This is a genomic window from Aeromonas piscicola, assembly GCF_000820005.1.
GTDB classification, from domain to species: Bacteria; Pseudomonadota; Gammaproteobacteria; order Enterobacterales; family Aeromonadaceae; genus Aeromonas; species Aeromonas piscicola.
On the sequence record NZ_CDBL01000018.1, the window covers coordinates 117442 to 129561 of the forward strand.

The 12120-nt window shown below is 58.8% G+C and carries 9 protein-coding genes; all 9 read right to left on the reverse strand.

Annotated elements, in window-relative coordinates; all coding sequences use genetic code 11:
• On the reverse strand, window positions 1–766 hold a 766-nt coding region (locus tag BN1128_RS03990), incomplete at its 3' end, for a response regulator (RefSeq protein ID WP_042866460.1).
• A 1-nt stretch (window position 767) separates the two neighbouring features.
• The gene (locus tag BN1128_RS03995) at window positions 768–4739 is read right to left on the reverse strand and encodes an ATP-binding protein (protein WP_042866461.1); all 3972 of its coding nucleotides are present in this window, start codon (window positions 4737–4739) and stop codon (window positions 768–770) included.
• Between the two features lie 36 nt (window positions 4740–4775).
• Window positions 4776–5072 (reverse strand): integration host factor subunit alpha, encoded by a 297-nt coding sequence (gene ihfA, locus BN1128_RS04000; RefSeq protein ID WP_005300715.1) that lies wholly within the window; start codon window positions 5070–5072, stop codon window positions 4776–4778.
• Between the two features lie 3 nt (window positions 5073–5075).
• Window positions 5076–7463 (reverse strand): phenylalanine--tRNA ligase subunit beta, encoded by a 2388-nt coding sequence (gene pheT, locus BN1128_RS04005; protein ID WP_042866462.1) that lies wholly within the window; start codon window positions 7461–7463, stop codon window positions 5076–5078.
• 12 nt (window positions 7464–7475) lie between these two features.
• Window positions 7476–8459, reverse strand: a complete 984-nt coding sequence (gene pheS / locus BN1128_RS04010; protein WP_042866463.1) for a phenylalanine--tRNA ligase subunit alpha — start codon at window positions 8457–8459, stop codon at window positions 7476–7478.
• Window positions 8460–8764: 305 nt separating this feature from the next.
• On the reverse strand, window positions 8765–9121 hold the full coding sequence (rplT, locus tag BN1128_RS04015; RefSeq protein WP_005300683.1) for a 50S ribosomal protein L20: 357 nt from the start codon (window positions 9119–9121) through the stop codon (window positions 8765–8767).
• A gap of 14 nt (window positions 9122–9135) precedes the next feature.
• Complete coding sequence (rpmI, locus tag BN1128_RS04020) at window positions 9136–9333, reverse strand: 50S ribosomal protein L35 (RefSeq protein ID WP_005315535.1); 198 nt, start codon at window positions 9331–9333, stop codon at window positions 9136–9138.
• Between the two features lie 85 nt (window positions 9334–9418).
• On the reverse strand, window positions 9419–9967 hold the full coding sequence (gene infC / locus BN1128_RS04025) for a translation initiation factor IF-3 (RefSeq protein ID WP_011898682.1): 549 nt from the start codon (window positions 9965–9967) through the stop codon (window positions 9419–9421).
• Window positions 9968–9970: 3 nt separating this feature from the next.
• Entirely contained in the window at window positions 9971–11899 is a 1929-nt protein-coding gene (thrS, locus tag BN1128_RS04030) for a threonine--tRNA ligase (protein WP_042866464.1), read from the reverse strand.
• Window positions 11900–12120: the final 221 nt, after the last annotated feature.

Below are 12120 nucleotides of genomic sequence, written 5' to 3' on the forward strand. Positions count from 1 at the left end.
GAATGGTGCGGCGCTGGCCACTGAGTCGCTGTTGCCGCTGGGGCCCCAGGTAAAGCACCTTGAGCAAGCGCAGCAGATCATCGGTCAGCAGAGGCTTGGCCAGCGCCGCCACCACGTTGAAACCAGCGTCATGCAGCAGGCGCCGGGCACCGTCGATCAGGGTCTGATCGTGCGCCGACAGCAATATGATGGGCAGGCCGCTTTGCTGGTACTGGGGCTGACTCATCAACAGGCTGATGGCATCCTGCTCCACCAGACTGAGATCGCTGATGAGCAGTGTGACCTTCCCTTCCGCCAGCGCCTGGGTACAGGCATTGCCATCCTGCACCCATTGACAGGAGAGCCCCACCCCCTGGATCTCCTGCTGAATATGAGCGCCCTGAAACGGGTGATCCTCCAACAACAAGATCTGCATCCCGGCCAACCACTGTTGCCACTGCTGGTAACGGCCATGCACGCCAGCCAGCCAGTCATCCGAGAGCCGATAGATGCCCTCACCCTGCGCCATCAGTTGCGGCAGATAATCGGCGCCAGCGTGCGAGGCCGGGTCAAACAGGGCGATGGCACCGGCGGCAAACAACCCCTCCCAGTGCCAGCAGGCATCGGGCCTGGTACGGCGCAGGATCGCAAATTCGGGCAGGCTGACCGCCTGGGCCGCCCGATAGGCGATCCCATCCAGCGCATAGATGGTCACGGGGTAGAAGAAACGCTCTTGTGTCTCTTCCGAATCCAGCAACGCCAATAACTCTTCATCTGTGATGATCATGTCAGACTCTCTCAGCCAATCGCCGGCAAACTTCATCCAGAGCGTGCCGTAGCGGGGATATCAGGGGTTGCCGTGGATCCCGTTGCCACTGCTCGATCACCAGGATAAGCGGGGTGGCCCCCACCATTTTGGCGGCCCCCTTCACCTTGTGTAAAGCCGCATCGAGCGCCATCTCATCCCCTTGTGTGATGCAGCGCTCAATGTCCGCCAGATCTTGGCGAGTGGCCTCCAAATAGAGGGTGACAAGTTCAGCGCTCAGCAGCGGCAGCGCCGGTTCCGACCATCCCGGCATCAGGCTCTCGTCTGATGCCTTGGGCAACGGGGTAACTGTGTCTGTTGAGGTAGGCAGGCTGCGCAGCAAGTTGGCCAGATCTTTAAGCAGCAGAGGCTTGTCCAGATGCCCTCGGCAACCGCAGCTGGCCAGTCGCTGCGCCGCCTGCTCGCTGAGATCGGCGGTGATCACATAGGCTGGCAGATGCTGCCAGCGCGCCGAGTCACGCAACTGCTGACACAGCTGGGCCCCATCCATCACCGGCATCTGCAGATCGGTCAGCACCAGATCCACCGTCTCGTGCTGCAAGATGTCGAGCGCCAGCTGACCATTGGCCGCACTCAACACCTGGGCCCCCAGCTGGGTCAGTTGCATGCTGATCAATACCCGATTCACCTCGTGATCTTCGACCAGCAGCACCCGCATCCCCCGTCCCGGCAGACTCATCACCTCCTGGGCAGAGGACACCAGCCTGGGCTGCAACAGGCTGACCACAGCGCCAGGTACCCAGGGCTCGCCCTGCCACTCCCAGTAACGCAAGCCTTGTTTATCTTCGGCGGCGCGCAACAGGGGGCCGGCGGGATCCTCCCTCAGGCCGAGCTCGCCAAGCCAGGGCATGAGATAGGCACGCTCCATATCGTTCAACTGGATGTTGACGCTGGTCACTCTCGGTTGCCAGCGCGGCATCTCGTGCAGCAGCACCAATGGCAGGGTGCAGATGAAACGGCTGCCCCCGAGAGGACGCGGCTCGACTTGAATCTCGCCGCCCATCTGTTCCATCAGCTGGCGACAGATGGCCAGCCCCAGTCCTGTGCCCTGAGCCCTGGGCTGGCCCTCCTCTCCTCCCTGCTCGAAGGGCAGGAACAGGCGAGGCAGCAGATCGTCGCTGATGCCGGGTCCCTCATCATCCACCCCGCACAGTAGGTGGTTATCTTCACGACGGGCCCACAGCAGCACCTCACCGGCGGGGCTGAACTTGATGGCGTTGGCGAGCAAATTATGCAGCACCTGCTGCACCCTATGGGGATCCAGCTCCACCTGTGCGGGCAAATGATGATCGATATCCAGCCGCAGTTGCAACCGCTTGGAGCGGGCCTTGGACCAGTGCACCGCCGCCACGTGCTCGCACAAGTCCACCAGATCGGTCGGCTGGGGAGAGAGCGCCAGCTGCCGGTTCTCGTTGCGACTGAAATCGAGCACATCGTTGAGCAGGCCGAGCAGCTCGTCCCCCGCCTGCCTGACATGGGAGAGCGCAGAACGCTGCTCCGCCGACAATGGGGTGTGATCTAGCCACTCCAGCAGCCCCAAAATAGCATTCATGGGAGTACGGATCTCGTGGCTTACCGCCGCGAGAAAGCGCCCCTTGGCCAGCACGGCCTGCTCGGCCCGCTCATGGGAGGCTTGCAGGGCATGTTCCTGCTCGACTCGGGCGGTCACATCCTGCACCACACCGTAAACGCGCCACCCCCCTTCCGGCTGGCTGCGACCTCGACCATAGAACTGCAGCCACCGCATCCCCTTGCCCGGATGGGCATAACGCAGCGCATAGGAGAAGGGTTGCCCCGCCTGCAACATGGCCAGCATGGGCATCCGCATCTCGCGTCTGTCTTGATGCAGCAGCCGGCTGAGCGCGCTGTCGGGATCGCGGCGGATCTGCTGGCTGGCCAGCCCCAGCAGCTCGTAACTGCCGCGGCTGATGAACTCGACCTGCGCTATGCCGTCCTGCTGCAGGATAAACTGAATGACGACCCCGGGCACAGTATTGGTGAGGGCGCGCAGGCGACGCTCGGCCTGATGCAGCAAGCGGGTGCGCTCGCGCAGGGCGCTGATATCGGATAGCGCGATCAGATCCCCTGCCTGTGTCTGCTTGCCCAGCTGCAGCGGGATCTGGGCGTAGGAGAACACCTGATCCCCAAGGGTCAGAGTCCCTTCCGTCCCCTGCACCTGGGACGATGGCAGGCCGAGCTCGGCCAGATAACGGGCCTCCAGCCGTTTGGCCTGTTTATTGCGCTTGATGATCTCACCCTGATCATTTCGCAGGAAGACGGGGACTGGCAGCGCCTGGAACAGGGATTCCCTGAACTGGCTCTCCAGTGCCAGGGTCTGCTCCATCTCCTGACGCTGACCCACCTCCCGCGCCAGCTGCTGGCGGGAGCGCCAGATCAGCCAGATGACGCAGGCGCTGATCAGCAGTGCCAGCAATACGGATCCCAGCCAGATACCGTAACTGACCCCTGCCTGCTGGGTCAGCACCAGCCGGCGCCAGCGCTGGTTGAGTTCGTCGTTCTGCCTGCCGGTGAGGGTCATCAGGCTCTGTTCCATCACCCCGGCCAGTCTGGGGCTGCCAGAGCCTATGGCAAAGCCGAGCCCGAAGCGAATCGGCAACTCCTTGATGTCCAGGCCATCGAGCTGGTTGTTGCGCACTGGATACTGCAGCTGATACAGCTCGGCCAGCATGGCATCGGCCTTGCCCGCCTGCACCTTCGCAATGCCCGACTCAAGCGTCTCGCTCTTGCGCCACGCATGCTGGCCGAAACGTGCCAACATGTCGGGGTCATAGAGGCTGGCTGGCACCACCACCTCCCCCTTGAGCGCCTCCAGCCGATCGAACGAGTGGGACTTGCGGCTGACCAGAGCGTAACGACTCACCACCATGATGCGGGTGAAGTCGAACTCGCGGGTCAGGGCCGGGGTTTCCAGCAAACCCGCCATCATGTCCGCCTCGCCACTGCGCAGCTTGACCAGGGCCTCCTCCCTGTCCCGGGCGGGCACCACATGGAAATTCAGTCCGGTTTGCAGGCTCACCCGACGCAGCACATCGGCGCTCCAGCCCTTGAGCTGCCCCTGCCCGTCGATGCCGCTATAGGGCATAAGCGCAGGATCCACTACCAGCTTGATGGTACGGGAGGTACCGACCAGCCAGGCTTGCTCCTCATCGGTGAAGTGCAGCGGGTTGATATCCTGCTCTCCCTGTTCCAGATAGCGATCCAGATCCTTGTAGAGGCTGCCCGGGGGCATGTAGCGGATTGCCGTGTCGATCAGCTCCCTGAGCTCGGGCTTGTCACGCATCATAAGGCGGTAGCTGATCACCAGTTCATCGCTGCGCAGCCGGCGCAACCGCAATCCCTCATCCGGGTATTCGCGCATCAGGTAGCGCAGTTGCAGGTAATCCCCCAGATAGGCAGTCCCCTTGCCTGCCACCAAAGCCGCATACCAGTTGTCGGCATCGGTCAGGGCCAGCTGGGTCGCATGGGGGTAGAGTGACGTGAGCACCTCGCTCGCCTGCCAGACGGGCGACACCAGAAAGGTGGCGCGTTCCAACTCGCCGCGATAGAGGATGGCGGATTCGGCCTCCAGCAGGGCACTGCTCAGGGCCATACCTGGCAATGCCTGCTGCAGTGAAGGGCCGACATAGGGGATGAGATCGCATCGCCCTGCCAGCAGCCCCTGCTGCACTGCGGACCAGTTTGGCAATTTTTCGTGCAGCAGTGGCACCGGCAGTTGCTCGGCCAGCCGCTCCAGCTGATCGATCAGCAAGCCCCCCGACTCTTCGAGATAGGGCGGCCGGATCAGGGCCGGATAGCAGATGGTCAGCGGTTTGAGGCCGTCGGCATAGGCCTGGGTGGCCGGCGACAGAGGCAGGGTCATGGCCTGCACCGGCATGACCAGTAGCAGTGCGAGTAAAAGGCGGATTTTTATCATGAAAAAGTAAAAGCCAGGCGGCTGCCTGGCTTTTTGTCACTCGTTGGGTTCAACATTTTCTACCCTGGCCTTGAGTTTCTGGCCAGGCCGGAAGGTCACCACCCGACGGGCGCTGATAGGAATATCTTCGCCCGTCTTAGGGTTACGTCCAGGACGCTGATTCTTCTCACGAAGGTCAAAGTTACCGAAGCCTGAAATCTTGACTTGTTCACCACGCTCAAGCGCCTGTCTGATTTCCTCAAAGAAGGCTTCCACCATATCTTTGGCTTCACGCTTGCTCATCCCCAGCTGGGTGAACAGGTGCTCTGCAATGTCGGCTTTGGTAAGCGCCATAGATCAATCCCTCAAGGATGCATTCAACTCTTCACCAAGGGCCCGCACGACATTGTCTACGGTCTCGGCAATCTCTTTCTCCTCCAGAGTGCGCTGGGTGTCTTGCAATACAAGACTGATGGCCAGGCTCTTCTTGTCCTCTGCCATACCAGCACCCTGGTATACGTCAAACAAGTTTATTCCAACTACCTGATTTCCGCCAACTTTTTTAATTACTGCGAGGACATCGCCGGCCAGAACCGCAACATCGACCACCACGGCGATGTCGCGACGGTTCGCCGGGAACTTGGAAACTTCGGCAGCCACCGGCACCTTGGCCGGGGTCAGCTTGTCCAGCCCCAGTTCAAACATCACCGCGCGGCTCTTGAGGCCCAGCTTCTTCTCGAGGCTCGGGTGGATCACGCCAATGTGGCCGATGACCTCGCCATTACGCAGGATGGCTGCGCTCTGGCCCGGGTGCAGGGCGCTGTGCTCGGTACGCTCGAAGGTAAAGGTGGCCCCTTCGGCGGTCAAGTCCAGCACTGCTTCCAGATCCCCTTTCAAATCAAAGAAGTCGGCTGCGCGAGTTTTGATATCCCAGTGCTCGTCGCTCTGGTTGCCAGTGATGATACCGGCCAGCATCGGCTCCTGACGGATGCCGTTCTCTGCGCTTTCGTCCTTGATGAAACGCAGACCCTGCTCGAACAGCCGCACACGCGGCTGCTGACGGTTCTGGTTGTAGACCACCGCCTGCACCAGACCCGGGAACAACGACACCCGCATGGCGGACATCTCGACCGAAATCGGGTTCGGCAGCACGATGGCATCGCTCTGCGGATAGAGCAATTGCTGCGCTTTGGGATCGACGAAGCTGTAGGTGATCGCTTCCTGGAAACCGCGGTCAACCAGCAGGTCGCGCACCCGCTTGAGGGTCACCTGCCCTTCTGCCTGCTCAACCATCGCCAGAGAAGCGGCAGGTTTGAGGTTCGGGATGTTGTTGTAGCCGTAGATGCGGGCCACTTCCTCGATGAGGTCTTCCTCGATGGCGATATCGAAACGCCAGGAGGGCGCCAGCGCGGTCCAGCCGTCAGCATCCACAGTGACCTGCATGCCGAGGCGGGTCAGGATCTCGACCACCTGGGCGTCAGCCACACTGATGCCGATCACCTTGTCGAGCTTGGCACGACGCAGTTTGATGGGGGCTGCTTTGGGCAGATGGGCATCGGATTTGACTTCGATGACCGGACCCGCTTCGCCGCCGCAGATATCCAGCAGCAGACGGGTGGCTCTGTCCATCACCTTGGCTTGCAGCTCGGGATCCACCCCACGCTCGAAGCGGTGGGAAGAGTCGGTGTGCAGACCATAGGCACGGGCACGACCCGTGATGGAGAGCGGTGCAAAGAAGGCGCACTCCAGCAGGATGTCAGTGGTGGACTCGGACACACCGGTGCGATCGCCACCAAAGATACCGGCCATGCAGGCAGGGCCTTTGGCATCGGCGATGACGAGCGTGTTGTCTTTGAGCTTCACTTCGTTGCCATCGAGCAGGGTCATGGGCTCGTCAGCACGGGCGCGGCGCACTACCAGTTCCCCTTCCAGCTTGGCCAGGTCGAAGGCGTGCATCGGCTGACCGAATTCCAGCAGCAGGAAGTTGGTGATATCGACGATGGCGTCGATGGAGCGAATGCCGCCACGGCGCAGCTTCTCCTGCATCCAGAGCGGGCTCATGGCTTGCAGGTTCAGCCCTTTGATGACGCGGCCCAGATAACGTGGGCAGTCGGCGGTTGCCTCGACCCGGATCGGGAAGGTCGCGTCAATGGTGGCAACAGCAGGCGCCCAGGTCGGCTCGACCACGTCCACGCTGTTGAGCACGCCGATCTCGCGAGCCAAACCGGCGATACCGAGGCAATCGGCACGGTTCGGGGTCAAGTCCACGTCGATCGCCACGTCATTGAGATTGAGGTAGTCGCGAATGTCAGTGCCGATGGGGGCATCGGCCGGCAGCTCTATGATGCCGTCCGCTTCCACCTCGATACCCAGCTCGCTGAAGGAGCAGAGCATGCCGTGAGACGGTTGGCCACGCAGCTTGGCTTTCTTGATGGTGAAATCACCCGGCAGGGTCGCCCCTACTTTGGCCACGCACACTTTCAAGCCCTGGCGGCAGTTCGGCGCGCCACAGACGATGTCCAGCAGCTCGGCCTCGCCCACGTTGACCTTGGTCACCCGCAGCTTGTCGGCGTCCGGATGCTGGGCGCATTCGACCACTTCACCGACCACCACATTGTTGAACTGGCCAGCCACCGCTTCCACGGCGTCCACTTCCAGACCAGCCATGGTGATCTGCTCGGCCAGTGCATTGTCACTCAACTCGGTGCGGACCCACTCCATCACCCAGGATTTACTGAATTTCATGTTCTCTCGCCCTTACTTGAACTGCTTGAGGAAGCGCAGGTCGTTTTCGAAGAAGGCACGCAGGTCGTTGACCCCGTAACGCAGCATGGTCAGGCGCTCAACGCCCATGCCGAAGGCAAAGCCGGAGTATTTTTCCGGATCGATACCGACCGAACGCAGCACGTTCGGGTGCACCATGCCGCAGCCCAGCACTTCCAGCCACTTGCCGTTCTTGCCCATGACGTCCACTTCGGCGCTTGGCTCGGTGAACGGGAAGTAGGAAGGGCGGAAACGAATGGTCAAATCTTCCTCGAAGTAGTTGCGCAGGAAGTCGTGCAGTATCCCTTTCAGCTCGGTAAAGCTGGCATGCTCGTCAACCAGCAGACCTTCAACCTGATGGAACATCGGGGTGTGAGTCATGTCGTAGTCGTTACGATAGACACGGCCCGGCGCTATGATGCGGATCGGCGGCTGTTGCTGCTGCATGGTGCGGATCTGCACACCCGAGGTGTGAGTTCGCAGCATCAGATCGGGATTGAAGTAGAAGGTATCGTGATCGGTACGCGCCGGGTGATGAGCCGGAATATTCAGCGCATCGAAGTTGTGGAAGCCATCTTCAATCTCGGGACCGCGTTCCACTTTGAAACCCATCTCGCCAAACAGCCGCTCGATGCGCTCGACGGTGCGAGTCACGGGGTGCAGACCACCGTTCTCGATACGACGGCCCGGTAGGCTGATGTCGATGGTCTCGGCAGCCAGCTTCTGGTTCAGCTCCTGCTCCACCAGTGCATCACGGCGTGCATTCAGGGCATCCTGAACCTGCTGCTTGGCCTGGTTGATCACGGCGCCCGCAGCGGGACGCTCTTCGGCGGACAAGGCGCCCAATGTCTTCATCTGCTCGGTAAAAAAGCCTTTTTTACCCAGATATTTGACCCGGATCTCGTCGAGGGTCGCAACGTCATTGACGCCCTCAATTTCGGCCTTGGCCTGGCCGACTACTTCTTCAAGCTGTTGCATGTCTTCCTCGTCACCACTCCCGGTACAGGAGCCTTTAGGCTAAATAAGGTCAAGAGGGGAATAATACAAAAAAAGCCCCTTCGCTGACCATAGTTATGGCGGGCTTTTCTCCCTAGAAATCATTTTGTTATCAGGCAAGCAGCTTGCCTTGCCCTCTGCTTGCATCAAATATGGGTAAAGAATACTAGTTTGTTGGCATATGAAGACGCCATGTTGCATAGGTGAGCGCAATAACAGGATGGGAGAATGACGGGCAACAAAAAAGGAGGCCTGAGCCTCCTTCTATCTTTCATAACAGAACCGGATTAAACCAGCGCTGCTTTAGCCTTTTCAACCAGGGCTGTGAAAGCCAACTTGTCGTGAACGGCGATATCGGACAGGATCTTGCGATCGATCTCGATAGAAGCCTTCTTCAGACCGTTGATCAGACGGCTGTAGGACAGACCGTTCTGACGGGCTGCAGCGTTGATACGCGCAATCCACAGCTGACGGAACTGACGCTTTTTCTGGCGACGGTCACGGTAGGCATACTGACCAGCTTTGGTTACCGCTTGTACCGCTACGCGGTAAACTCGGGAACGGGCGCCGTAGTAACCTTTGGCGGCTTTCATTACTTTCTTGTGACGAGCGCGAGCAGTCACACCACGTTTAACTCTTGGCATTTTTCACATCCCCCTTATGCGTACGGCAGACAAGCGACAACACGTTTGTGGTCGGCAGCAGAAACCATGAACTTCGGCCCCAGCTTGCGCTTACGCTTGCTGCTCTTCTTGGTCAGGATGTGACGCAGGTGGTTGTGCTTGCACTTGAAGCGACCCGAGCCAGTCTTCTTGAAGCGCTTTGCAGCACCCCGGTTGGTTTTCATCTTCGGCATTTCATACTCCGCATTGTGAGTGACAACAAAATCGCAAGGCGAACCGACTCATGGGGCGAACCCATGAGTCAGTTTCTTGTGGGCCTTAAGATTTCTTCTTGGGTGCGAGGACCATCACAGCTTGACGGCCTTCGACTTTCGGGAACGACTCCACTACGGCCAACTCTTCCAGATCGTTCTTGACGCGCTCCAGAACCTTGATACCAAGATCCTGGTGAGCCATTTCACGACCACGGAAGCGCAGGGTGACCTTAGCCTTGTCCCCGTCTTCTAGAAAGCGAACCAGGTTGCGTAGTTTTACCTGATAGTCGCCTTCGTCAGTACCAGGACGGAATTTGATTTCCTTGACCTGGACGACTTTCTGCTTTTTCTTCTGTTCTTTGGTTGTTTTGCTCTTTTCGTAGAGGAATTTGCCGTAATCCATGATGCGGCAAACGGGCGGTTCAGCGTTAGGACTGATCTCGACCAGATCTACTCCAGCCTCAAGGGCCAAGTTCAGTGCATCATGGATCTCGACGACACCCAAAGGCTCTCCGTCAATACCAGTGAGACGAACTTCTTTCAGACGAATCTCGGTATTGATCCGGTGAGCGCGGGCTTGCGGTTGCTTGCCCAGTTTTTTTCCGCCTTTTATAGCTTATTCCTCCACTTTCTTTTGTCCGCGGGTCTGAACTTCCTGGGTCAACAGAGCAACTAGCTCTTCAACAGGATAAGTGCCCAGGTCAGCCCCTTTACGAGTCCGTACTGCAATCTTACCGGCTTCAACTTCTTTATCGCCGCAGACCAGCATGAAAGGTACTCGCTTCAAAGTATGCTCGCGGATTTTAAAGCCAATCTTCTCATTTCTCAAGTCCGCTTTTGCGCGAAGACCCGCATCATTCAATGCTTTGGCTACTTTTACCGCATAATCGGCCTGATTATCTGTGATATTCATGACCACAGCCTGAGTCGGAGCCAACCAAGTCGGGAACAATCCGGCGTACTCTTCGGTCAGAATACCGATGAAACGCTCGAGTGAACCCAGAATGGCCCGGTGGATCATCACCGGTACGTGGCGTTCGTTGTCTTCACCCACATAAGTGGCACCCAGACGTCCAGGCAGGGCGAAGTCGAGCTGCACGGTACCACACTGCCAAGCACGATCAAGGCAATCATGCAGGGTAAATTCGATCTTGGGACCGTAGAAGGCGCCCTCACCCGGCTGCAAATCGTACTTCAGGCCGTTCAGCACCAGGGCTTCGGCCAGAGCGGCCTCGGCGCGATCCCAGGCCTCATCGGAGCCAATACGCTGCTCAGGACGAGTCGAGAGCTTGACCACGATATTTTCGAAGCCAAAGGTGCCGTAGACGTCATAGACCATACGGATACAGGCAGACACCTCTTCCATGATCTGCTCTTCAGTACAGAAGATGTGAGCGTCATCCTGGGTAAAACCACGCACCCGCATCAGACCGTGCAGGGAACCAGACGGTTCGTTGCGGTGGCAGGAGCCGAACTCGGCCATGCGCAGCGGCAGATCGCGGTAAGACTTCAGACCCTGGTTGAAGATCTGGACGTGACCCGGGCAGTTCATCGGCTTGATGGCGTACTCGCGGTTTTCGGACTGGGTGGTGAACATGGCCTGGGCATACTTCTCCCAGTGACCAGAACGCTCCCACAACACGCGATCCATCATGAAGGGACCCTTCACTTCCTGATAGTCATACTCTTTGAGCTTGCCGCGGATGAAGGTTTCCAGCTCACGGAAGATGGTCCAGCCATCGTTGTGCCAGAACACCATACCAGGTGCTTCTTCCTGCATGTGATACAGGTCGAGCTGCTTGCCTATCTTGCGGTGGTCGCGCTTGGACGCCTCTTCCAGACGCAGCAGGTAGCCTTTGAGCTGCTTCTTGTCAGCCCAGGCAGTACCGTAAATACGCTGCAACATCTTGTTGTTGGAATCGCCACGCCAGTAGGCGCCAGACATCTTCTGCAACTTGAAGTGGTGGCAGTGACGCATGTTGGGCACGTGCGGGCCACGACACATGTCGACGTACTCTTCATGATGATACAGACCTGGCTGGTCATCACGGGCAATATTTTGATCCAGGATCTCGACCTTGTAAGTCTCGCCACGGGCTTCGAACACGTCGCGCGCTTCCTGCCAGGAGACTTTTTTCTTGATGACGTCGTAATCCTTGGCGGCCAGCGCCAGCATGCGCTCTTCCAGGGCAGCCAGATCGTCGTCGGTCAGGGTACGATCCAGATCGATGTCGTAGTAGAAACCGTTATCGATGACAGGACCTATGGCCATCTTGGTCTGGGGCCAGAGTTGCTTGATAGCATGACCCAGCAGGTGAGCACAGGAGTGGCGCAGTATGTCCAGACCTTCTTCGTCTTTGGCGGTGATGATGGCCAGGGAGGCATCGGCTTCGATGAGCTCGCAGGCATCCACCAGTTCACCGTTTACCCGACCGGCAATGCACGCCTTGGCGAGACCGGGACCTATGTCCGCGGCCACGTCCATGACGGAAACGGAGTGGGCAAATTGACGTTGGCTGCCGTCAGGCAGAGTAATGATTGGCATTGTGTGTTTCCTTATACAGTGGTGCCCCCTACCAAAGGGCACATGCGGGATGGAAAAAATCATTCAAAAAGGGTGATGTTCTGGCTCTCTACAGCACTTTGCAGAGGTGCACTGCGACGCAAACAGCTTGCTTAACGGCACAAGGCAAACCAAAAACCGGACCATGCTACCAGAAGTAGGCGGGGCTGTATCGAGTTTGGTGAGATTTTCTACAACCAAAT

Coding starts and splice junctions, on each gene's coding strand:
- BN1128_RS03995 (WP_042866461.1), bottom strand. CDS start 4,739: ATGATAAAAATCCGCCTTTTACTCGCACTGCTACTGGTCATGCCGGTG.
- ihfA (WP_005300715.1), bottom strand. CDS start 5,072: ATGGCGCTTACCAAAGCCGACATTGCAGAGCACCTGTTCACCCAGCTG.
- pheT (WP_042866462.1), bottom strand. CDS start 7,463: ATGAAATTCAGTAAATCCTGGGTGATGGAGTGGGTCCGCACCGAGTTG.
- pheS (WP_042866463.1), bottom strand. CDS start 8,459: ATGCAACAGCTTGAAGAAGTAGTCGGCCAGGCCAAGGCCGAAATTGAG.
- rplT (WP_005300683.1), bottom strand. CDS start 9,121: ATGCCAAGAGTTAAACGTGGTGTGACTGCTCGCGCTCGTCACAAGAAA.
- rpmI (WP_005315535.1), bottom strand. CDS start 9,333: ATGCCGAAGATGAAAACCAACCGGGGTGCTGCAAAGCGCTTCAAGAAG.
- thrS (WP_042866464.1), bottom strand. CDS start 11,899: ATGCCAATCATTACTCTGCCTGACGGCAGCCAACGTCAATTTGCCCAC.